The 22,096-nt window shown below is 28.6% G+C and carries 23 protein-coding genes; 7 read left to right on the plus strand and 16 right to left on the minus strand.

The genetic code is table 11. The features are described 5' to 3' along the window. From scpA to ACH2BO_RS11105, 6 genes are all read right to left on the minus strand, one after another. Positions 1-2,049: methylmalonyl-CoA mutase (gene scpA, locus ACH2BO_RS11080; protein ID WP_395044806.1), on the minus strand; the 2,049-nt coding region annotated here is incomplete at its 3' end. Between the two features lie 2 nt (positions 2,050-2,051). After that, a complete protein-coding gene (locus tag ACH2BO_RS11085; protein ID WP_395044807.1) occupies positions 2,052-3,482 on the minus strand; it encodes a methylmalonyl-CoA mutase subunit beta in 1,431 nt (476 codons plus the stop codon). Positions 3,483-3,602: 120 nt separating this feature from the next. Beyond that, positions 3,603-3,956, minus strand: coding sequence for a septum formation initiator family protein (locus ACH2BO_RS11090; protein ID WP_395044808.1), 354 nt, complete (start codon positions 3,954-3,956; stop codon positions 3,603-3,605). A gap of 17 nt (positions 3,957-3,973) precedes the next feature. Next, a complete protein-coding gene (udk, locus tag ACH2BO_RS11095; RefSeq protein WP_395044809.1) occupies positions 3,974-4,582 on the minus strand; it encodes a uridine kinase in 609 nt (202 codons plus the stop codon). 103 nt (positions 4,583-4,685) lie between these two features. After that, the gene (locus tag ACH2BO_RS11100; RefSeq protein ID WP_395044810.1) at positions 4,686-5,450 is read right to left on the minus strand and encodes a TIGR02757 family protein; all 765 of its coding nucleotides are present in this window, start codon (positions 5,448-5,450) and stop codon (positions 4,686-4,688) included. Continuing rightward, a complete protein-coding gene (locus tag ACH2BO_RS11105; protein WP_395044811.1) occupies positions 5,443-7,140 on the minus strand; it encodes an LIC_10190 family membrane protein in 1,698 nt (565 codons plus the stop codon). The genes ACH2BO_RS11100 and ACH2BO_RS11105 overlap by 8 nt, the downstream gene beginning before the upstream one ends. A 191-nt stretch (positions 7,141-7,331) precedes the next feature. On the opposite strand from ACH2BO_RS11105, the gene ACH2BO_RS11110 reads away from it, so the two are divergent. The 3 genes from ACH2BO_RS11110 to ACH2BO_RS11120 all read left to right on the plus strand — a co-directional run bounded on the left by ACH2BO_RS11110 (position 7,332) and on the right by ACH2BO_RS11120 (position 9,344). Then, positions 7,332-7,763 (plus strand): hypothetical protein, encoded by a 432-nt coding sequence (locus ACH2BO_RS11110; protein WP_395044812.1) that lies wholly within the window; start codon positions 7,332-7,334, stop codon positions 7,761-7,763. Between the two features lie 112 nt (positions 7,764-7,875). After that, positions 7,876-8,958, plus strand: a complete 1,083-nt coding sequence (locus ACH2BO_RS11115) for a PAS domain S-box protein (RefSeq protein ID WP_395044831.1) — start codon at positions 7,876-7,878, stop codon at positions 8,956-8,958. Then, positions 8,958-9,344, plus strand: a complete 387-nt coding sequence (locus tag ACH2BO_RS11120) for a response regulator (protein WP_395044813.1) — start codon at positions 8,958-8,960, stop codon at positions 9,342-9,344. Before ACH2BO_RS11115 ends, ACH2BO_RS11120 begins: the two co-directional genes overlap by 1 nt. A gap of 1 nt (position 9,345) precedes the next feature. Here ACH2BO_RS11120 and ACH2BO_RS11125 read toward each other — a convergent pair whose 3' ends face one another. Beyond that, a complete protein-coding gene (locus tag ACH2BO_RS11125) occupies positions 9,346-10,008 on the minus strand; it encodes an ABC transporter ATP-binding protein (protein ID WP_395044814.1) in 663 nt (220 codons plus the stop codon). 153 nt (positions 10,009-10,161) lie between these two features. Here ACH2BO_RS11125 and folE point away from each other — a divergent pair, with 153 nt between their 5' ends. Then, positions 10,162-10,833: a GTP cyclohydrolase I FolE gene (gene folE, locus ACH2BO_RS11130; RefSeq protein WP_395044815.1), complete on the plus strand. Its 672-nt coding sequence runs from the start codon at positions 10,162-10,164 to the stop codon at positions 10,831-10,833. Positions 10,834-10,879: 46 nt separating this feature from the next. Then, on the plus strand, positions 10,880-11,203 hold the full coding sequence (locus tag ACH2BO_RS11135) for a hypothetical protein (RefSeq protein ID WP_395044816.1): 324 nt from the start codon (positions 10,880-10,882) through the stop codon (positions 11,201-11,203). A gap of 11 nt (positions 11,204-11,214) precedes the next feature. Here the strand turns inward: ACH2BO_RS11135 and ACH2BO_RS11140 are convergent, their stop codons facing one another. The 7 genes from ACH2BO_RS11140 to ACH2BO_RS11170 all read right to left on the minus strand — a co-directional run bounded on the left by ACH2BO_RS11140 (position 11,215) and on the right by ACH2BO_RS11170 (position 16,733). After that, positions 11,215-11,529, minus strand: coding sequence for a DUF6787 family protein (locus ACH2BO_RS11140; RefSeq protein WP_395044817.1), 315 nt, complete (start codon positions 11,527-11,529; stop codon positions 11,215-11,217). Between the two features lie 32 nt (positions 11,530-11,561). Continuing rightward, positions 11,562-11,999, minus strand: a complete 438-nt coding sequence (locus ACH2BO_RS11145) for a DUF6146 family protein (protein WP_395044818.1) — start codon at positions 11,997-11,999, stop codon at positions 11,562-11,564. Positions 12,000-12,117: 118 nt separating this feature from the next. Beyond that, positions 12,118-12,678: a hypothetical protein gene (locus ACH2BO_RS11150; protein WP_395044819.1), complete on the minus strand. Its 561-nt coding sequence runs from the start codon at positions 12,676-12,678 to the stop codon at positions 12,118-12,120. Between the two features lie 18 nt (positions 12,679-12,696). Beyond that, positions 12,697-13,365, minus strand: coding sequence for a DUF937 domain-containing protein (locus ACH2BO_RS11155; RefSeq protein ID WP_395044820.1), 669 nt, complete (start codon positions 13,363-13,365; stop codon positions 12,697-12,699). 54 nt (positions 13,366-13,419) lie between these two features. Further along, positions 13,420-14,379 (minus strand): D-2-hydroxyacid dehydrogenase, encoded by a 960-nt coding sequence (locus ACH2BO_RS11160; protein WP_395044821.1) that lies wholly within the window; start codon positions 14,377-14,379, stop codon positions 13,420-13,422. A 94-nt stretch (positions 14,380-14,473) separates the two neighbouring features. Next, positions 14,474-15,544, minus strand: a complete 1,071-nt coding sequence (serC, locus tag ACH2BO_RS11165; RefSeq protein ID WP_395044822.1) for a 3-phosphoserine/phosphohydroxythreonine transaminase — start codon at positions 15,542-15,544, stop codon at positions 14,474-14,476. Between the two features lie 130 nt (positions 15,545-15,674). Continuing rightward, a complete protein-coding gene (locus ACH2BO_RS11170) occupies positions 15,675-16,733 on the minus strand; it encodes an acyl-CoA reductase (protein ID WP_395044823.1) in 1,059 nt (352 codons plus the stop codon). A 129-nt stretch (positions 16,734-16,862) separates the two neighbouring features. On the opposite strand from ACH2BO_RS11170, the gene ACH2BO_RS11175 reads away from it, so the two are divergent. Together ACH2BO_RS11175 and ACH2BO_RS11180 are read left to right on the plus strand one after the other, a co-directional pair. Continuing rightward, the gene (locus tag ACH2BO_RS11175; RefSeq protein WP_395044824.1) at positions 16,863-17,213 is read left to right on the plus strand and encodes a 4Fe-4S dicluster domain-containing protein; all 351 of its coding nucleotides are present in this window, start codon (positions 16,863-16,865) and stop codon (positions 17,211-17,213) included. Positions 17,214-17,350: 137 nt separating this feature from the next. Continuing rightward, positions 17,351-18,511, plus strand: coding sequence for a hypothetical protein (locus ACH2BO_RS11180; RefSeq protein ID WP_395044825.1), 1,161 nt, complete (start codon positions 17,351-17,353; stop codon positions 18,509-18,511). A 93-nt stretch (positions 18,512-18,604) separates the two neighbouring features. Here ACH2BO_RS11180 and ACH2BO_RS11185 read toward each other — a convergent pair whose 3' ends face one another. Together ACH2BO_RS11185 and ACH2BO_RS11190 are read right to left on the minus strand one after the other, a co-directional pair. Further along, a complete protein-coding gene (locus ACH2BO_RS11185) occupies positions 18,605-19,144 on the minus strand; it encodes a hypothetical protein (protein ID WP_395044826.1) in 540 nt (179 codons plus the stop codon). Positions 19,145-19,304: 160 nt separating this feature from the next. Further along, positions 19,305-21,980 (minus strand): TonB-dependent receptor domain-containing protein, encoded by a 2,676-nt coding sequence (locus ACH2BO_RS11190; protein ID WP_395044827.1) that lies wholly within the window; start codon positions 21,978-21,980, stop codon positions 19,305-19,307. Between the last annotated feature and the right edge of the window lie 116 nt (positions 21,981-22,096).

The raw sequence follows: 22,096 nt of genomic DNA on the forward strand, positions 1-22,096 counted from the left end.
ATCTTGCTTTGGTATTACGCCACCAACAATTACCATAATATCTTGGCGTCCATGTTTTTTTAGTTCTTCTATAACTTGCGGAACAAGTGTTTTGTGTCCTGCAGCAAGTGAGGAAACTCCAAGAATATGCACGTCGTTTTCTACAGCTTGTTTAGCTGCTTCGGCTGGAGTTTGAAAAAGTGGTCCAATATCTACATCAAAACCCAAATCGGCATAACCAGTTGCTACAACTTTGGCTCCACGATCATGACCATCTTGTCCCATTTTGGCAATCATAATTCGTGGTCGTCGACCTTCTTTTTTAGAGAATTCGTCAGCCAATTGTTTTGCTTTTTCAAAGCTTTCGTCGTTTTTTATTTCTTTGCTATACACGCCACTAAAGGATCTAATTTGTGCTTTATATCTTCCAAAAACAGCTTCGAGTGCATCGCTTATTTCTCCAAGTGTTGCTCTATTTCTTGCTGCTTCTACTGCCAAAGATAAAAGATTATCATTAGAGTTTTTTGCACAATCAGTAAGTTTTTCTAAAGATTGTTTTACTTTATTGTTATCGCGTGTTGTTTTTATTTGTGTCAATCGTTCTATCTGTTGTTTTCTAACCATATCGTTATCGACATCCAAAATATGTAATGGATCTTCTTTTTCTAAACGATATTTATTTACTCCAACAATAATATCTTGACTACTATCAATTCTGGCTTGCTTTCTTGCAGCCGCTTCTTCAATACGTAATTTTGGAATTCCTGCTTCTATGGCTTTGGTCATTCCTCCCAATTCTTCAACTTCTTGTATTAATTTCCAAGCTTTATCGGCAATTTCTTTGGTTAAACTTTCAACATAATAACTTCCTGCCCAAGGATCAACAGTTTTGCAAATTTTGGTTTCTTCTTGCAAATATATTTGGGTATTTCTGGCTATTCTTGCAGAAAAATCTGTTGGTAATGCTATTGCTTCATCTAATGCATTGGTGTGCAAGGATTGAGTTCCTCCAAAAGCTGCTGCTGCTGCTTCAATAGTGGTTCGAGCCACATTATTAAAAGGATCTTGCTCTGTTAAACTCCAACCAGATGTTTGACAATGAGTTCTTAATGCCAATGATTTTTCGTCTTTTGGATGAAATTGCTTTAATAATTTTGCCCACAACATTCTTCCTGCTCTCATTTTGGCAATTTCCATAAAATGATTCATTCCTATTGCCCAAAAAAAGGATAATCTTGGTGCAAATTCGTCAATTTTCATTCCAGTTGAAAGTCCTGTTCTAATGTATTCTAAACCGTCGGCTAAAGTATATGCTAATTCAATATCGGCAGTTGCTCCAGCTTCTTGCATGTGATATCCAGAAATAGAAATAGAATTGAATTTTGGCATTTTCTTGCTTGTATATTCAAAAATATCAGCAATGATTTTCATCGATGGAGTTGGCGGATAGATATAGGTATTTCGTACCATAAATTCTTTCAAAATATCGTTTTGGATAGTGCCTGAAAGTAATTCTGGTGCAACGCCTTGTTCTTCGGCTGCCACAATATAAAATGCCATAATTGGCAAAACTGCACCATTCATAGTCATTGAAACCGACATTTCGTCAAGTGGAATTTGGTCAAATAATATTTTCATATCTTCAACCGAATCTATGGCAACACCAGCTTTTCCTACATCGCCATAAACTCTTTCGTGATCTGAATCATAACCGCGATGCGTTGCTAAATCAAATGCAACTGAAAGTCCTTTTTGACCTGCTGCAAGATTTCTTCTATAAAAAGCATTACTTTCTTGAGCAGTAGAAAATCCTGCATATTGACGAATTGTCCATGGACGACGCACAAACATTGTTGAATATGGACCGCGAAGATTTGGTGCCAAACCTGCGGCAAAATCTAAATGTTCCATTCCATCAATATCTTGTTTGGAGTAGGTTGATTTTAGCTCAATGCCTTCTGCTGTTATAAAATTTTGTTCCAAGTTTAAAGTTTCAAGTTCCAGGTTGTTGGAATTTGGAATTTGATGATTGGATTTTTTTAATGTGATATTTTGGATGTTTTTTCTCATGGTTATTGTTCTAGAGATAAACGTTCTTGCTCAAGTTTTTCGGCCAATCTTTTTTCAATAATTGGTATAATTAAAGTTTTTCTTGGGTTTTGCTTAACAAATGGAAATAACTCTAAATCATGTTTCATTCTATCGTTTTTGTTGGGATATTTATTGGTACCTAACAAAATTTCTTTTCCAGTATCGAATAATTCTTGTTCTTTTTGTGTACTTTCTTGAATTTTTTTTTGAATTGTACCTTCAATTAATTGCTTGATGAATCCTCCATTGGCTTCAATTTCTTTGAAATGAATTAGTGCTTTTTCGGCAAGTTGTTCGGTTAATGATTCAATATAATAGGTGCCATCGGTTGGATTATTTACTTTGTCAAAATAGCTTTCATGCTTTAGAATTAGCAATTGATTTCTTGCAATTCTATCTCCAAATTCGTTGTCTTTGTGATATAAATTATCATAAGGTAAATTGGCAATTGAGTTTGCACCACCAAGAATTGCAGACATACATTCGGTTGTTGTGCGAAGCATGTTTACATTATAATCATAAATTGTTTTGTTACGTTTTGTAGGCGTAACAATAATATTACAATCGAATTTGTAATTGTATTCTTTGGCTAATGTTGCAAATAATAATCGCAATGCACGAATTTTAGCAATTTCAAAAAAATAATTTGTTCCTACAGAAACTTCTATTGTTATTGGATGATGTAAAGAAACATGTTTATTAAAATATTCATTAATATGAGCTAAAGTATATGCCAATTGTTGCACCATATTAGCACCAGCATTTTGGTAAATTGATGCGTTTATATTTAAAAAAGCCACCTCGCCTTTCGGGAATTCTTCCAAAGGATGAGAATTGTTTTCTTGTAATTTTATGTTTTGTGGTAAAATATTTTTAGAAATTACATTTAATTTTTCAAAATCTTTTTCTAGATTTTCAAACCAGTTTCCTTCTTTGCAAAGTTGACCAATTGGATCTAATTGTATTATAAAATTGGCTTTATTATTAATAGAAAATTTTTTTATTTCGTTAACAAAATCGATTGAAAGAAATGGCAAATAAAAATAATAAGTTATTTTTTCTAAAGGAAGGTTTTGCATTAAATCTTCTAAAGAAATGGTTTTGTTTTCTATTGTAAAACGTATACTTTCTGCACCTCGATTTATCGAATCTAATGCTCTTTCATTAGATTTTTTTATGTCGTGAACAAATATGTTTTGTAGTATTGAAAAGGCATTTTGTGGTGTGATTGCTTCAATTTTAGAATTGGTTTCATCACTATGATAAAATGGTTTTACTTTAATACCTTCTGGACTTTCCCAAACTAGAGTATTGTTATAATCTTCTCCTTTTAAATCATATTGTATTTGTTGTTTCCATTGTTTGGAAGAAATAGAATTGAATTCTGAAAAAAGTGTGTTGGTTTTGCTCACGAATTCTGGAATTTATTGTTGTTATTATTTTGAAATTCTAATTTAGACATAACTATTTAGCCCTGATGGGAGAAAACCGCCATGCGGTTCGGACAGCAGGAAATGCATTTGCAAAAATGCCTACTGATTCGCTCTTTCTAAACTGTCTTTCAATTTATCTTCTTCAATGTCAATAATATAAATATCTTCGCTGTCTTTTTTCATAAAATATTTTTCGCGAGCATATCGTTCTGTTTGACCTGGATTGTTTAGATTTTTTATATTTTTTTTATCTTTTTCAATTTCTTGTTTGTAATATTCTTTGTTGTCTTCGAGTTCGTTAATTTCTTTATTTAAAACACGATGGTCTAGATAAGAATAGTTGTCAAGAAACAGCATCCAAATTATAAAAAAAAGCAAAACTAAGGTGTATCTACTTCCTAAAAATTTAAGAAATGGATAATCACTTATTAAGTTTTGATACCAATTTTTCATTTAATAAAGTTTCTAATTTAGGTTAATCTTTGATTAATTACTGCACGAACAACGTCGATTGCAACTGTGTTGTATTTATCGTTTGGAATAATAATGTCGGCAAATGCTTTGGTTGGTTCTATAAATTGTTGATGCATTGGTTTTAAAGTCGTTTGATAACGATTTAGAACTTCTTCCATATCGCGACCACGTTCTGCAATGTCACGTTTTAATCGACGAATTAATCTTTCGTCAGAATCGGCATGAACGTAAACTTTTATATCAAACATGTCGCGAAGTTCTGGATTTGAAAGGATTAAAATACCTTCTACAATCATTACTTTTCTTGGATGTGTTGATATGGTATCGTCTGTTCTGTTGTGAGTTACAAAAGAATAAACTGGTTGATCAATGATTTTATTGGCTTTTAAATCTTTTAGATGTTGTACTAAAAGTTCAAAATCTATTGCTCTTGGATGATCAAAATTAATATTGCTTCGTTCTTCATAACTCATACCTACATTTTGTTTATAATAGGAATCTTGAGATATAATTCCGACTTCGGTTTCTGGTAATTCATTCATTATTTGATGAACAACTGTTGTTTTTCCTGAACCTGTTCCGCCTGCAATTCCAATAATAAGCATGTTTGTGTGTTGTGTTTTGATTTTAGCAAAAATAGGATAAAAATTCAATATCAATTGCAATATCAATATCAATTTCAAAAAAAAACAAACTCAATATCAAAAATTAAAACTTTTCAAAAACTCCTAATCCAAAAAGTGCAAAATCATATTTTACAGGGTCATTTTTATCTAAAACTCTTAGGTTTGTGTCGAGTTCATGTAATGCTTTTGCATCGTTTTGTTTTCGAGTTAGTAATTCTAATTTTCTAGCAACATTTCCAGAATGAACATCTAAAGGACAAGATAATGCTGAGTTTGGAATGGTTTTCCAGATTCCAAAATCAACACCTTTGTTGTCTTTTCGAACCATCCACCGAAGAAACATGTTGAGTCTTTTGGCTGCAGAGTTGTTTAATGGATCTGAAATGTGTTTTTGGGTTCGGTTTTGGTGGTTTATCTCAAAAAAAGTTTTTTTGAATTCAGAAATGCTTTTTTGCATAGAATTTTCTTCTTGGTTTTTTGCAAATACACTTTCTAAACCATCATGGTTTTTATAAATATGTTGTAATCCTTTAATAAAAGTTTTTAAATCTTGATTGTTAAAAGTGCGATGAACAAAGTTGTCTAGTTTTTCTATATCATTTTCTGAATGTGACATGACGAAATCAAAAGGAGAATTGCCTAATAAAAGCATCATTTTTTTAGAATTATTGATTATCATTTTGCGATTTCCCCAAGCAATTGTTGCCGATAGAAATCCTGAAATTTCAATGTCTTCTTTTAATGAAAAGCTATGCGGAATTTGAATTGGATCAGATTCTATAAATTTAGGATTATTATACAGTTCAACTTTTTCGTCTAAAAATGATTTTAGGTCAGATTTATTCATTCTCAGAAAGTTTTTTGGGATAAAAACCATCTTTTAAGTTGTTGGTTCTTTGCTGCGGAATTACATAAAAATATTTTTCAAAATAGTTTAATTGATCAATATTAACAGCTGGTAAATCGCCATTTCCTGTTCCCCAAAAGAAGTAATTATTTATTGGAGAATTGTATATTAAATTACCTTTTTGATGTTTTTGAAAGTTGGTTTTCCATTTAGTATTGTTGTGCGGAAAAATTGTGTTTTCTATATTGAAATTACTGTTTTTACTAATCAATTTATTTTGGGTTAAACCTTTAAAACTTATAGGAAAGAAAACAACAATAATCACCAATAATGTTGAGACAAAATATCCTAATAATATGTATTTTCTATGTGTAAACCAACTTGCAAACATTAGAAAACTAAGAAATAAAGTTAAATGAATAAAAAAACGATATTGTGGTGCAATTATTAGTAAAAACATCAATTGAATAAGCATTACAAGATAAATAATCCAAACCGATTTTTTATTGAAATATTTATAAATAAAAATTGGCGATAACGTAAAAACTATTAAAGTTAAAATATTGAAAATTGAGTTTATATTGCTAGAAAACAACCATTTTATTGCAATTTTAATTGGTGATAAATTTTTTAAATCAGTTTCTGAAATAAAAAATGAGTAGCGCATATTTTCTGAAAAAAAGTATTGCATAACATTCTTGGGAACAGCATAATCAAAGCTCAAATTAAAATTGGTTAATGGAAACAAAGGATAACCAGTTATTAATAAATTCTTAGTTATAAAAACTACTAAAACAAGAATACTAACCAATGTTGGAATATACATTGTTTTAATTAATTTTTTAAAATTTAATAATTGTAAAGTTATCGGAATTAGTGCAATAAGTATTGAAGTTGGTTTTATAAATAGAATAAACAGCGTTAGAATTGTTATTAAATTAAAATCTTCAATTTTGGTTTTTTTATACCCTTTTATAAAATAAAAAAGAAGTATAAAAGTTAGAATATAAACTGCAATATCTGGTGAAGGAGCACTTATAAACTGAAAGAAAAAAACATTTGCAAATGGCAATAATCCAGCAATAAGAAAGGATTTTTTTTGATTTTTAAAATAAGAATTCAACTTAAAAATAGCAAATATATTTCCTAATAAAAGACAAAAACCACTTAAATCATTGAAGTTTTTATATAAAAATGAGAAGTTAAAAATACTTTGTGCTACATGCCAACCACTTGTTTGAGCTAAGAATATATGAAGATTTGCCAAACCTTTAACAAAACCATATTCGTTTATCCATTTAATAGTTTGGATATAATAACTTTCATTATCGATTATATACGGAATCGAAGCACATTGAGCCAAGATAAGAACAGATATTATTACTAAAAAAAATTGCAAACCAAACTCTAGTTCTTTAATTTTTTTTATAAATGATTTATAAATTTGTATTATTTCAAATTTATATTTTGCTATAATAAAAAAATTAATAACTAATAAAAAAACATGAAATTCTATATTTATTCTTCCAAAAATTGCCCAAATACTTCCAAGGATTGTTGCAGAAAATAATCCTAAAAAAGAGGTTATAACTAGGTTTCTTTGTTTTATAGAAATGATTTTTTCAAGACCATAACCAAGATTGATAGTAGTAAAGAAAATATAAATCCAAGATAAAATAATTAATACCATAATTTAATAATATTTTCAAATTTATTAAAAAAAAACTCTAATTTAAACATCATGATTATATCTTATCATACATTTATAAACATTTTTATGTTATAATTATAAGAATTTTATTAATTATTATACTTTAACATTATGTATTGTAAAATAATTTATTAATTTTATACAAAATATTCATTGTTAGCAATTTATATATGAGTGATATCAACAAAAACTTATTGTACAGTAAAATCCATTTTGATTTGTTACTCAAATTATACAAATTTTCTGTAAATGAGTTTTCTACAAATTCATCAATATATGAACTTTTTACAGTTATTGCTACTGAAGGTCTCAATATTGATAGAGCAAGTTATTGGGAAATTAATAACCATAATTTATCATGTGTTGATTTATTTGATAAGAATAAAAACAAGCACTTTAAGGAAGGTGTTCTAAATTCAATTGATTTACCAATTTATTTTAATGCTTTAAAAGATGGCATTGCAATTGTTGCCGATAATGTTCTTACTAATAAATATACTAGTGAATTAAAAGATGATTATTTAATTCCGCTAGGAATTACAGACATGTTAGATATTCCTATTAGAAAAGTATGGAGAATTAGTTGGTGTTTTTTGTTGTGAACATAGAGATGACCCAAGAGTTTGGTCTGAGGCAGATTTAGGATTTATAAGATCATTATGTGATATTTTAGTTATCAAGGCAGAACAATATAAACGATTAGAGTTAGAAAAAATTGTTTTAGAAAATGAAAGAAAGTTAAGCTTAATTACAGAGAATTCTAATGATGGTTTTTTGGTGATTGAGAATAGCGTTATCACATATATTTCATCATCATATTGTAATTTACTTGGGTTTAAACAAGATGAGGTTTACAATATGAAACTAGAAGATATTTTTAATACCATTCACAAAGATGATGTTACAGGAGTAAAAAAGAAAGTTTATTTAAATCTTGAAAAAAAATCTAAATGCTTTCTATACGAATTTAGGATTAAAAGTAAAAAAGGAAAATATATTTGGAGAGAAGATTCTATAAGTGTTATTTATGATAAAAAAGGAAAATATATAAAGTATATAATTGTTTCTAGAGATATTTCTGCATTGAAAAGAGCCGAAGAAAAAATAAAAAAATTATACTCTTTATCAAAAAGATTAAACGAAAAACTACTAGATTTTACTCATATAATCTCACATAATATAAGATCAAACACTAGCAATATGTCAATGATTATTGATTTAATTGAGGATTGCAAAGATGAAAATGAAAAAAACCAATACTTCAAATTATTAAAAGTTAGTAATAATAAATTATCTGAAACTATATTTCATTTAAACGAAACTATAAAAGTTAGATTAGAAAACGAAAGTGATAAAGTTAAAATAAATGTAAAATCTGCTATAGAAAGTACTTTAGCTAGTGTTAATGGTATAATAAAAAAAGAAAAAGTAAAAATCAACCTTGATATTGCTAATGACTTAGAAATCAATACCATTCCGTCTTATTTTGATAGTATAATTTTAAATTTAACAACTAATGCAATAAAATATAAATCACCTAAAAGAAATCCGATAATAAATATTAATGCTCAAAAAACAAATAATAAATTAATAATAACTTTTTCTGATAACGGATTAGGAATTGATTTAGTAAAATATAAAAACAAAATTTTTGGAATGTATAAAACATTTCATAACAATACTGATGCAACAGGACTTGGATTGTTTATGACCAAAAATCATGTTGAAGTTTTAGGTGGTTCAATTGGTATAGAAAGTGAATTAGGAATAGGTACAACTTTTAAAATTCAATTATAATGAAAAAATTTCATTCTACATATATTATAGATGATGATCTAATTTTTGTTTTATTGTTTAAAAAAATCATAGAAAAATCTATGAAGTTTGATGAAATTAAAAATTTTACAGATGCCGAATTGGTTATTGAAGAATTGAATGATAATTACAAAAATAATAAGAAAATGCCAGATATTATTTTTCTAGATTTAAATATGCCTAATATTGATGGTTGGCAATTTCTAGAGTCAATAAAAAATTGTCCTTTTTCAGAACAATTAAATATTTATGTAGTTTCATCCACAATTGATAATTCTGAAATTACTAGAGCTAAGAAATATAAAAATGTTAAAAAATTTATTTCTAAACCTATAGCATTAGATTTTTTTGAATCTTATGAAATATAAATTAATTACTAATTGCACCATCAATCATAATTAATTTTCGGTCTGCCATATTTGCTAATTCTTCATTGTGTGTTACAATAACAAAGGTTTGCCCAAATTCTTCACGAAGTTTAAAAAATAATTTATGCAAATTTTCTGCAGATGCAGTATCTAAATTTCCAGAGGGTTCATCAGCAAAAATTACAGATGGTTTATTTATTAATGCTCTTGCAACAGCAACTCGTTGTTGTTCACCTCCAGAAAGTTCATTTGGTTTATGCCCAATTCTGTGAGATAAACCCAAGTATTCTAACAATCGTTTGGCTTCAGCTTCGGTTTCTTTTTTTTCTTTTCCTCCAATGTAAGCAGGAATACAAACGTTTTCTAAAGCTGTAAATTCTGGTAATAATTGATGAAATTGAAATATAAAACCCAAGTGTTGATTTCTAAATTTTGATAAAATTTTATCATTCATTTTTAGAACTTCTTCATTATTAATAATTAATGAATTTTCTTCAACAAGTGATGGTTTATCTAATGTTCCTAATATTTGTAAAAGTGTTGTTTTTCCTGCTCCAGATGCTCCTACAATAGATACAATTTCTCCTTTTTCTATATGCAAATCAACACCTTTTAGAACGTGAAGTTTATCATAATATTTATGGATATTTTTGGCTTTAATCATGCTTCAATTTTTCACAAAGTAACAAAGTATTTTGTAAAATTCATGCTTCCTACAATTTTATTATTGTTTATAAATAATAAATTAAAGTTAAAGTAAAAATATTGTTTAATTATTTTGTATTTTTGTTAAACAAAATAAAATTTTAAAATAGCCATGAACACATTAACCGAAAAAGAAATTCAAGAATTGATTGGCGATAACCATCAAATGACATCTGCAGAAACTCCATTAAAACCAGATGCTTTTATAAAATCGGATTCAGAAAAAATGATAACTATTGAAAACTATTTTCATAGAATTATGGATGAAATAGGATTAGACATGACCGATGATAGTCTAAAAGGAACTCCGCATAGAGTTGCAAAAATGTTTGTTCAGGAAATATTTTCGGGATTAAATCCTAAAAACAAGCCAAAGATTTCAATATTTGATAACAGTTATCATTATGACAAAATGCTAGTTGAAGCCAATATTAGTTTTAACTCGACCTGTGAACATCACTTTTTACCCATAATAGGAAAAGCTCATGTTGGTTATGTTTCTAGCGGAAAAGTTATTGGATTATCTAAATTGAACAGAATAGTTGATTATTTTTCGCGTCGACCTCAAGTGCAAGAACGATTGATTATGCAAATATTTAATGAGCTAAAAACAGTTTTAGACACAGAAAATGTAATTGTTGTTATGGAAGCCAAACATTTATGTGTGTCTAGTCGAGGAATCAAGGATGAATCAAGTTACACATCGACAATTCAATATGGAGGAATATTTAATGAAAAAGAAAATCGAAATGATTTTTTTAATATGATAAAACAAGAAAAATAATTTGGCATTAGATTTGTAATATCATTATTAAATAATAAAATTTAAAATGATATTACAATCAGATACATTAATAAATTTAAGCAATAAACAAAGAAATTTATTTTTAGGAATAATTCTAGATTTAGTTGGTATGCTTACTTATCTAGTTCCTTTTTTAGGAGAATTTGCCGATACAATTTGGGCTCCAATTGCAGGTTTAATGCTTTCCTATATGTATAAAGGTACAATTGGTAAAGTTGGTGGAATTATAGAATTTCTTGAAGAGATATTACCATTTAGTGACTTTATTCCAACTTTTACATTGACTTGGATTTACACCTACATCATTAAAAAAGAGGAAAACGAACAAAAATTTAAGGAACTTCAATAGTTCCTTTTTTTTTATTTTTCGAAATAGTTAGCTATAAATCCTAGTTTTATACTTCGCAACATTTTCTTTTCAAATTCCCAAAAGAATTTAAATTGACCAAAAATAAACCCAAAAGTTACTAGGAGAATTTGATAAACAGGAAAAATCAAAAAAATATAAAGCGGATAATAAATCCAATTCGAAACATTATCTTTAGCAATGCCAAAAAAAGCTAAAATTGGTTTTGCTATAATTGCAGATGTTGAACCTGTAATTGCAAATACTACTAATATTACAAAAACGTGCCAATTAGATGTGATGTTCCAGCGTTGTTTAAAGTTGCTCATTATATTAAAAACTTGTGCAAATTTAAATAAAATTATGGTCTAGGGACAAATCCTGCAAGTTGTTGTTTATTTTTAATTTGAAAATAAATTAAATAATTATAAATCAAATAGTTAACCTCATAGCCATAATGAATACTTGGGTTATAATTTATTTGCATTTCATATAAATTACTGTTATATCGTTGCGGTTGAAGAAATCTATTGTTCCATTCGGCAACAAAAATGCGGTTTCTAGATTCAAGAAAATTTTCTGAATAATATCCTCTAGGTTGTGCTACACTATTTAGCCAAGAAGTATATCCGCCATCAATAATTATTACTTCATATTCTAATTCTTCATTTTTTATATGAATTGTATCCGATGGTTTAGAATTGGATATATCTTTTTTATGGTCTTGAACTAAACTTTTATTAGAAGTACAACTCATTATAGAAAAAATAATCAATAAAACATAAATTATATTTTTCATCTTTTTTTTTATAAAGGTATTAAAAAGCAATTAGTTAGGTTATATTTTAAATTGATTTTAACAAAAAAAACATTCTAAAAAATTAGAATGTTTTTGATGTTTTTTATTTGAAAAGAATTTATTTTCCGCCAAAAAGTTTTCCTAACAGACCACCAAGTCCTCCAGATTTTTTTGTAACTGCCGAAACTGCATCACTCATTCCAACTTTTCCATCACCATCTTGGTCAAGCCCAAACATTCCGCCATATTTAGAAACAGCATCCATCAATCCGCCACCATTTCCACCAGAAATTGCACCAACTAAATCGGTTACATTAAAACCTGGTTGGTTTGGATCTTTGGCTTTATTTACCAATCCGTTTAATACTTGAGGAATTAATCCACCAGCAACACCGCCTGCAGCTTCTGGAGATAATCCAAATTTAGAACCTAAATTTCCTGTTACTTTTTCTGCTAATTCTTTAACAACTGGATTGTTCATATCAATAGGTGTTTTACCAGTTAACATTCCTGTTAAATCGCCAAGATTTCCACCAGCAACCATATCTTTAAGACCAGAAAGTATTGAACCTCCTGTTTCTTCCATAACGGCTTCATTTTGTTCATTTGGAACTGCAGGATTATTAACCACTGCTTCGCCACCAAATTGTTTTACTAATTCTGTAAGTTGATCAAACATATTATTTGTTTTTTAAAATTATTTTTTACCAAAAAGATTCCCAAGTAATCCACCTAAACCACCTTTTTTAGTCATTGCAGAAACTGCATCACCAAGACCTAACTGACCATCGCCATCTTGATCTAGAATTGATGTTAAAATACTTCCACTACCAGATTGTTGAGGTTGTGCTTGAGCTTGATTTTGTGATTGTCCACCACCAAGTAATCCACCAAGAATATCAGATAAACCTCCACCAGAAGTTGTTTCGCCATTATTATTTAAACCACTAGATTGTGCTTTTCTAGCTAAATATGCCATTAAAATTGGCGCTGCAATTTTCATAATCATTGCAATTTTATCAGAGCTAATACCCGTATTTTGACTAACTTGATTTTGAACATTTTCTTGATTTTCTCCAAGAACGTGACCTAAAATTTTTTCGCCTTCTTCAGTTTTATCTCCACCAAGTAAGCCAGATAAATTATCTAACATTCCTCCATCGTGTTTTCCGCCAAGTAATGCTCCAAGCAATCCACCTTGTCCTTCTGGAGTTGATGCATTGTTTTGCATTGCGCCTACTAAAGCAGGTAATACTGATGCCAAAACAGAAGAAGTTTCTCCTTCATTTGTACCAGCTTGTCCACTAACACCAGCGATAATTTGTTTTCCTAAATCGCTGTTTAATAAATCCATTAGACCTGCCATAATTTTATTTTTTAAAAGTTGATGATATCAAATGTATGATATTAATTTATATTATTAGTTTTTAGTTTTTAACAAACTAATAACCTGCTCTGCAAGTTCTGTGCCAATTCTATCTTGTGCTTCTTGAGTTGCTGCTCCTATGTGTGGTGTTAAAGAAATTTTGGGATGCATTAGTATTTGTATTTCGGGATTTGGTTCATTTTCAAAAACATCTAATCCTGCAAAAAGAACTTTTTCATTATCTAAAGCTTCAATTAAAGCAACTTCATTTATTACGCCACCACGAGCACAATTTATTATTCCAACATTGTCTTTCATTTGAGCAATCTCTGCAGTATCAATGACATATCCATCTTGTGAAGGAATATGAAGTGTAATAAAATCTGAATGTTTATACAAGTCTTCTAATGGTTCTGTTATAATTTCTACATTAATAAATTGACCATTATAAAAGTCAACTCTAATTTCGGCTTTTCCAACAAATTTATCTGCCGCAATAACTTTCATTCCTAAACCAAGTGCCATTTTAGCAACCGATTGACCAATTCTTCCAAACCCAATAATTCCTATAGTTTTTCCTCGAAGTTCAATACCATTTGCGTAAGCTTTTTTTAATCCATCAAAATTCAAATCACCTTCTAATGGCATACTTCTGTTAGAATCGTGCAAGAATCTAACTCCAGAAAACAAATGTGCAAATACCAATTCGGCAACACTTTCACTTGAAGATGCTGGTGTATTTATGACATGTTTTCCTTTTGATCTAGCATAATCAACATCAATATTATCCATTCCTACTCCACCACGACCAATTATTTTTAATCCTGGGCAAGAATCAATAATATCTTGTCTTACTTTGGTTGCGCTTCTAACTAATAGTACAGAAACATTATTGGTATTTATAAAATTGGCTACTTGTTCTTGAGCAACTTTGGTTGTAATTACTTCAAAACCGCCTTTTTCTAATGCTTTGATTCCACTATTAGATATTCCGTCGTTGGCTAATACTTTCATTTTTTATGCTGAATTTATTTTAGCGTCTTTCGATGCTAATTATTTTTAATTTATTTTTAATTTATTTTTTTTACAGAAAACTAAAATTATATTACTAAACACTTTTTTCCAATTCTTTCATCACATCTACCAATACTTGAACACTTTCTAGAGGCAAGGCATTATACATCGAAGCTCGATAACCTCCAACAGAACGATGACCTGGCAAACCAGAAATTCCAGCTTCTTTGCACATTTTATCAAATAGTGAAGCATGGTTTTCATCGTTTAATAAAAAAGTAGCATTCATGATACTTCTATCTTCTATTACAGCTGCACCTTTAAATAATGGATTTCTATCTATTTCTGTGTAAAGTAACTTGGCTTTTGCTTCGTTTATTTTTTCAATTGCGGCAATTCCGCCAAGATTTTTTAGCCATTGAAGTGTTAAAAGCGATGCATAAATTGGGAAAACTGCTGGCGTATTATACATACTTTCTGCGGCAATATGTTTTTGATAATCTAACATACTTGGAATATATCGTTCTGATTTTCCTAATATTTCTTCTTTTACAACAACTAAAGTAGTTCCTGCTGGTCCCATATTTTTTTGCGCTCCAGCATAAATTAAATCAAATTTTGAAAAATCTAAAGTTCTAGAAAAAATATCTGAACTCATATCGCAAACCATTGGCATTGTAGTTTTTGGAAATGATTTCATTTGAGTTCCAAAAATAGTATTATTGCTAGTACAATGAAAATAAGATGCGTCTTCTAGAATTAAATAATCTTTAGGTATATAATTATAGTTTTGCTCTTTTGATGATGCTACGACTATTGTTTCGCCAAAATGTTTAGCTTCTTTTATTGCATTGCTTGCCCAAGTACCAGTGTCAAGATAAGCTGCTTTTCCGTTTAATTTCATTAAATTATATGGAACCATCAAAAACTCTAAACTTGCGCCACCAGAAAGAAATAATGCCTGATAACCTTTTCCTTCTAATCCTAAAAGTTCTAATGCTAATGCTCTTGCATCATCCATTACTGCTACGAAATCTTTACTTCTGTGCGAAATTTCTAGAAGAGATAAATCAGAATTGTTAAAGTTTAAAATGGCTTGAGCCGATTTCTCAAACACTTCTTGAGGTAAAATACATGGTCCGGCGCTATAATTGTGTTTTTTCATGGTTTAGTTTCCAAATTTTAAGCTGCAAATTTCGGAAATAGCTTTGAAATATGATACTATTATTTATTAGTAGAAATTCAATGTTATTAACAAAAACGTTTTAGTGAATAACATACTAATTTGTTTTAATTTATAAAGTTAATAGAAATTGTATAGTATCAACATTATCAGCATAATCCCAAAGCTGAGGTTTTTGAGTTGCTCCAAATGAAATTGAATTTTCAATTAAATCATTTGAAACAATGCATTGAATTTTTTCGGAATCATTTTCTAATAGAATTTTAACATCATCTATATTTTGATAAAACTCATAAAAAACAGAAGAAATTGGAGAAGAATAACTTGTATCTTCTTTTATAGTAATAAATTCATTATCTAATAATTTGAAATTACTCATTAAAAAAACTGCTTTATTATAATCGTAATTATTAGAATATTTTTCATAATAAATAACATCTTTATAAGCATAAATTGCATTAAAAAATTTATCAAAATTATATCCTTGTGGAACTAATAATTTAGAAACGTTGCGACATCCTAATCCAAAATATCTAAAGATATCTTCTCCCAAATTTACTAAATCTATATGAGTTTCTTTTCCGTTTAAAACGGCAACAGAATTTCTATTTTTGCGAATAATACTTGGTTTATTTTTAAAATAAAACTCAAAATATCTAGCAGTATTATTACTTCCTGTTGCAATTATTGCATCGAAATTTTCTAATTTTACATCAGTAAATGTAATAAAATCTTGAATTTTTGGATTTATAGAAATTAAATATTTTGTTAAAAACTTAATTAAATATTGATCATTAGTAGAAGTTTTTACCAAAACTTTATGACCAGAAATTAAAACTGATAAAAAATCATGAAAACCAACCAACGGAATATTTCCTGCAAGTATTAACCCAACAGTTTTTGGTGTTGATTTATTAAAATTATATGCAGATAGCCATTTGTTTAAACTATCCTCTGTTAAAGCATTTGCCCATGAATTTATTGAAAAATAAACTTGCTCTTGAGTAAACCAACCGTTATGTGATTGTGATAATTCGATTAAGGAAATAAAGTCATCATAAAACAAATCATTGTTTAAAACAGCATCGTTTTTAATGTTATTATCTAGTGAAAATTGGTTTAAAAACTTCCCTAATTCAACAAAAGACAATTTTGTGTTAATAGAATTCATTTAGATTTGTATATGACTAGTTTAGATTGTAATTTTGCACAAAAATAAGGTTTAATAAGTTATTAGTCAAAATAAGAAGAATTTCATTTTTCTTCCAACTTCTAACTTCCAACTACTAACTTTTTAAAAATGGCAATAATAATAACTGACGAATGTATTAATTGTGGAGCTTGTGAACCAGAATGTCCAAATACTGCAATTTATGAAGGAGCAGACGATTGGCGATATAAAGATGGTACAAAGTTAAAAGGAAAAGTAATACTTCCTGATGGTACAGAAATTGATGCCGATGCTGCTCAAACTCCAGTTTCTGACGATATTTATTACATTGTTCCAGGCAAATGTACCGAGTGTAAAGGTTTTCATGATGAACCACAATGTGCAGCTGTTTGTCCAGTTGATTGTTGTGTACCAGATGATAACTTTGTAGAAAGCGAAGAAACCCTTTTAAATAGGCAATCTTTTTTACATAACGAATAAAATATTAAAATCCTGAAAAATAATTTTTAGGATTTTTTTTTGTTTTAAATTGTTGAAAACTATCTGAATAACTATTTTTTTGTAGTATAAAACTTTATATTCAAGTTGTGTTAAATTTGCTTTACATTAAACTTAATATGAAAAATTATTTATTAATTTTCTTTTTGATATTTTGTTATCAAGTTTCGTCACAAGATAATGAGAAAAAAATTATTTTTAAAGACGACGTTACTAATCTTCCAATAGAAGATGTTAGTGTTTTTATAATGAAAACCAAACAAATTTTATTAAGCAATTCTCAAGGAATGGTTGGTTTTGTTTTAAGTGGCGCTTCAAATATTCAAATATCACATTCTTCCTATAAACAGATTACAATTAGATCAAATACTCTTAAAGAAGTTGATAATATTATTTATCTAAAAAATATCATTAATGAACTTGAAGAGATTATTATTACTAAAAGACATCCTCAATTAATATTGAAAGGAATAATAGTTAATTCTATAAAAAAATTAACTGTTCCAGCAAGGTTGAAAGTATATTGCAGAGAATTTTTTAAAGTAAATGGTGACTATTCATGTTATAATGATGGATTGATGAATTTTCAAATATTAGGCAATAAAAAAGATTTTAAAACAGATGTTTTGGTTGAACAAAATAGAACTTTTGGCTTAATTGATGACAAAATAAGCAATGATCTTTTGGGATACAATCTAAATAATATTATGGAAAATTATTACAATTTTAAATATCTTAATATTATTTTAGAACCTAAAGCCAAAAAAGAATATGATTTTGTTTTAAAAGGATATTCTGCTAATAAAGATTATTATTTAATGACTGTTACTCCAACAGACGAAATTAAAGGATTGTTAGACACTTTTACAATATTATATGATACTAAGAAAAAAATAATTATTGAAGTAAGTTCAACTCTTGATCCAAGTAGAGTTGCACAAAAAAAAGATAAAACTTCAGTTGGTTCTAAAAATTTATTAAAATCTTATTTTAAATCAATTTATAGATTAGATGATGATAATTATTATTTAGTTAGTTCTAAAGAAGAAATTGGTTTTGAACGAATTGAGAAAAAAAGAACTATAAAAATCGAGGTTAAAAATTACTTTGTTACTACAAACTTCAGTAATCAAAGTTATACTTATTCTGAAAGTGAAGTTTTTAAAGACAAAACACTTTTTAATAAAAAAAACGTAATACTATCTAATTATTGGAACCTTTCTGGACTAGTAGCAACTGATGAAGAGCAAGAAATAATTAACAATATTCCTGAAGAATAATTTATAATTATATATATTGCAAAAAAAAATCCTAAGCACTACTCTTAGGATTTTCTTTATTATTAACAATTTTTCCCTTTTCAATAGCAATTTTTATTTTTCTCGTAAGTATTTTTTTGTAGTTACAGTATCTGTTTTATAATCATAAGTTTCTATAACTAAGTTTCCTTCTGTATCAAAATAGCTTATTGCTGTAGTGTTTTTATTTCTGTAGATATAAGTATTAATAGAAGTTTTTCTCAATAAACCAGGTCTTTTACTTCCATCAGTAACTAAAGTATATCCTCTAGAATCTAAGGCAATTTTATATTTGGTGTTATTATCACCCATATAATAACCAGAACGGTCAATATCTACAGTCCTAGTAGTACCATCTGCATTAGTAATTTGAGTTGTTTTTATAACTTCTACAGGAGATTCTTTCATCTCAATATTTAATGTATTTGGTTTTTCTTCTTTAAGTTCAATTTTTTGAATTTCTTGTGTCTCTTCTTTTTTAATAGATTTCTTTTCTCCTTCAGAGTCTTTAACCGTAGTTACCGTAGTTTCTGTAGTTTTTAAAACATTTGTATTTTGAGATTGCATTGCAATAGTTGCAAATAATAATGTCAGTGATAAGGTTATAGCTTTCATAATAATTGTTTAAATATTAATATGATACAAATTTAGTTGGTATTGCTATTTTACTGTTTTATAATTTTTTTTAATAATTATATAATTCACACTTTTGGTATATAAACAAAAAAATCTCGAGAATTAACTCGAGATTTTAATTTATAAAAAACATTAAATTTTAGAATCTAAAACCAAGTCTAGTATAGTAGTATGCTCCACTGAATCCCATTTGAACAGCATCCCAATATCCACCAGCTTCAACCCAGTCGTCTTGTTGATCAGGATAAATATTTAATAAATTATTAGCTCCAACAGTTAATTTAAATGCTTTAGTTAATTTAAATCCGAAAGTTAAATCGGTTACAATTTTAGCACCATAAGTATCAGTCGCAGCATTTATTTGATTTTGAAAAGAATCACCATAATCAGCAACATCTTCATAAACTTGGTAATCTAATAGTTTTACTTCGCTAAATCTAGTAAATGCTAAACCACTGTCAAACCATTTGTAACCATAATTTAAATTCAAAGAAAATTTATTAGATGGTGCAGAAGCCAACAAAAATGCTTTGTCTCTTTCTCCAAAGAAAGTTTGCTCATCTAATGTTCCATTTTTTACTTTAGTAATTTTCATATCATTAATGTTACCAATAATTGTAGCACCAATTTTAGAATCTCCATAAGTTTTTTTCCATCCTAGAACTAAATCTATACCTTGAGTTCTAGTATTTACACCATTTGTAAAAAATTGAGCTGCGTCAACATTAAGTCCTAATGATGATGCATCAAAATATCCTGTTAAAACAATTCTGTCTTTTACATTTATTAGATAACCATCAATTGTAGCAGTAAAATTTTTGTAATTAGCAGTAAAACCAACCGATCCATTGTTAGAAGTTTCTTCATTAAGTTTTCCAATTCCAAATGCTTTTGTAACTGGACTTTCGTTTCCAGAAAGTAAAACTTCTGTTGCTCCAGAGCTACTAAAGTTTGTAAAACTTGTGTTATAATATATTTGAGCCAATGAAGGAGCTCTAAAACCAGAACTAAATGAACTTCTTAAACTTACATAGTTATTCAATTTTAGTTTGTATGAAAATTTAAAATTTAAAGTATTTCCAAAATCGCTATAATTTTCATAACGCAAAGCTGCACTCATCATAAACTCTTTAGAAACATCTAGTTCGGCATCTGCATATAATGATTTGCTTGTTCTACCTTCGCTTACAACGTTTTTCGGACTGTAACCCGGAAAACCTTGTGATCCTCCAGGTCTTGGATCACCAGATATTGGATCAATTGGAGCAAATTGTGTTGTAGGATCAGTTATTGGATTTCCTGCAGTATCATAAGTTGCATAAGAACCTTCTTCGCCAGCAAAAATTTCAAATCTTTCGGCACGAAACTCAGCACCAAATGCAAAATTTAAACCATTTAAAACAGAACTATAGTTTTTAGAAAAATCTAAATTTGTTGTATTTTGACTTAAACTATGACCACCAGCATCAAACTCTCTTGGAGAAGCAGCTTCTAAAGAAGCATTGATTGTTCCTTTAATTCTATAATCAAAAGTGTTTTTACCAAAAGTATTACTTAAATCTATTTTCCATCCGCTTGTTGTTTTTGTTCTAAAACCAGCTGCAATTGAATTATCAATAATATTAGATGTAATTCTTGGTGTAAATCCACCTGGATAAATAGATTCTACAACTCTTGCTCCACCATTTCTTGTAAAAGCATAAGCATCTGTGTCTCTTAAATTAATACCTCCAAAAGCATAAAAGTCAATTTTTTCAGTAACAGGAAGCGATAAGTTAGCCATAAAATTGGTACTAACAATTTCTGCTTCACCAAACCCTTTTCTAAAGTCAAAACCTGGGCGCAATGTTTTTTCTTTAGTTAAATATTCACCTGTAAAGTTAACATAACCACCTTTTTTACCAAGCTTCACACCATAGTTTGCTCCTATTTTTAATGAATTACCATCAAATTTTCTATTTTTTCCAATAGAATTTCCGTTACCATTTTGATCTAAAAAGTAATCTGGAGTATTGGCAGTTCCAACAGGAAAATCTCCTGGAGCATCAGTTTTATATGCGCCATAAGTTACTGTTCCGGTAAGTTCATTAACATTATCATTTAATACAATATTAATTACACCAGCAATTGCATCAGAGCCATATTGTGCTGCTGCTCCATCTCTTAAAATTTCAATTCTTTTAATAGATGTTGCTGGAATTGCATTTAAATCTGTACCAGTATTTCCTCTTCCACGAGTTCCAAATAAATTTATTAATGACGATTGATGTCTTCTTTTTCCGTTAATTAAAACCAAGGTTTGATCTGGTCCCATTCCTCTTAACGAAGCTGGATCAACGTGATCTGCACCGTCAGAACCTGATTGTTTATTTGCATTAAAAGATGGCGCAGCATATTGAAGTAATTCATTAATTTCAATTTTTCCGCTTTGTGTAGTTACACTTTTTACATCAATTATATCTATGGGAACAGCTGAGTTTATAACTGTTCTTTTTGTGTTTCTTGAACCTACAATTTGAACTTCTTCTAAGGTTTGACCATCGGCTAAAACTGCATCGACAGTAGAAGTATTAGCTGTGCTTTTTTCAATTGTTTCGAATCCAACATAAGAAAATATTAAAGTTGCATTTTCTTTAACTTTAATTTTATAAGCTCCATCAATATCGGTAGTAACACCATTAGAAGTTCCTTTTTCTACAACATTTACACCTATTAAAGCTGCACCATTGTTGTCTTTTACAACTCCAGAGACTTGTTTTTGTGCAAATAAACTGCTAAAAGAAATTAAAAATAATAATAAGGTAATTTTTTTCATAAATAGTTATTGTATTGGTTAGTTCAGCAAATATAACGTAAAGTTTAATAATTTTATATGCATACATAATATTTTATTAACAATAAATTTAGATTTTTTTAATCTTTTAAACATTC

Source organism: Flavobacterium sp. (assembly GCF_043773265.1).
In the GTDB taxonomy this organism is placed as follows: domain Bacteria; phylum Bacteroidota; class Bacteroidia; order Flavobacteriales; family Flavobacteriaceae; genus Flavobacterium.

Bases quoted from the DNA above. Each gene is read 5' to 3' on its own strand.
- ACH2BO_RS11090 (WP_395044808.1), bottom strand. From the start codon at position 3,956: ATGAAAAATTGGTATCAAAACTTAATAAGTGATTATCCATTTCTTAAA.
- udk (WP_395044809.1), bottom strand. From the start codon at position 4,582: ATGCTTATTATTGGAATTGCAGGCGGAACAGGTTCAGGAAAAACAACA.
- ACH2BO_RS11100 (WP_395044810.1), bottom strand. From the start codon at position 5,450: ATGAATAAATCTGACCTAAAATCATTTTTAGACGAAAAAGTTGAACTG.
- ACH2BO_RS11105 (WP_395044811.1), bottom strand. From the start codon at position 7,140: ATGGTATTAATTATTTTATCTTGGATTTATATTTTCTTTACTACTATC.
- ACH2BO_RS11110 (WP_395044812.1), top strand. From the start codon at position 7,332: ATGAGTGATATCAACAAAAACTTATTGTACAGTAAAATCCATTTTGAT.
- ACH2BO_RS11120 (WP_395044813.1), top strand. From the start codon at position 8,958: ATGAAAAAATTTCATTCTACATATATTATAGATGATGATCTAATTTTT.
- ACH2BO_RS11125 (WP_395044814.1), bottom strand. From the start codon at position 10,008: ATGATTAAAGCCAAAAATATCCATAAATATTATGATAAACTTCACGTT.
- folE (WP_395044815.1), top strand. From the start codon at position 10,162: ATGAACACATTAACCGAAAAAGAAATTCAAGAATTGATTGGCGATAAC.
- ACH2BO_RS11135 (WP_395044816.1), top strand. From the start codon at position 10,880: ATGATATTACAATCAGATACATTAATAAATTTAAGCAATAAACAAAGA.
- ACH2BO_RS11140 (WP_395044817.1), bottom strand. From the start codon at position 11,529: ATGAGCAACTTTAAACAACGCTGGAACATCACATCTAATTGGCACGTT.
- ACH2BO_RS11145 (WP_395044818.1), bottom strand. From the start codon at position 11,999: ATGAAAAATATAATTTATGTTTTATTGATTATTTTTTCTATAATGAGT.
- ACH2BO_RS11150 (WP_395044819.1), bottom strand. From the start codon at position 12,678: ATGTTTGATCAACTTACAGAATTAGTAAAACAATTTGGTGGCGAAGCA.
- ACH2BO_RS11155 (WP_395044820.1), bottom strand. From the start codon at position 13,365: ATGGCAGGTCTAATGGATTTATTAAACAGCGATTTAGGAAAACAAATT.
- ACH2BO_RS11160 (WP_395044821.1), bottom strand. From the start codon at position 14,379: ATGAAAGTATTAGCCAACGACGGAATATCTAATAGTGGAATCAAAGCA.
- serC (WP_395044822.1), bottom strand. From the start codon at position 15,544: ATGAAAAAACACAATTATAGCGCCGGACCATGTATTTTACCTCAAGAA.
- ACH2BO_RS11170 (WP_395044823.1), bottom strand. From the start codon at position 16,733: ATGAATTCTATTAACACAAAATTGTCTTTTGTTGAATTAGGGAAGTTT.
- ACH2BO_RS11175 (WP_395044824.1), top strand. From the start codon at position 16,863: ATGGCAATAATAATAACTGACGAATGTATTAATTGTGGAGCTTGTGAA.
- ACH2BO_RS11180 (WP_395044825.1), top strand. From the start codon at position 17,351: ATGAAAAATTATTTATTAATTTTCTTTTTGATATTTTGTTATCAAGTT.
- ACH2BO_RS11185 (WP_395044826.1), bottom strand. From the start codon at position 19,144: ATGAAAGCTATAACCTTATCACTGACATTATTATTTGCAACTATTGCA.
- ACH2BO_RS11190 (WP_395044827.1), bottom strand. From the start codon at position 21,980: ATGAAAAAAATTACCTTATTATTATTTTTAATTTCTTTTAGCAGTTTA.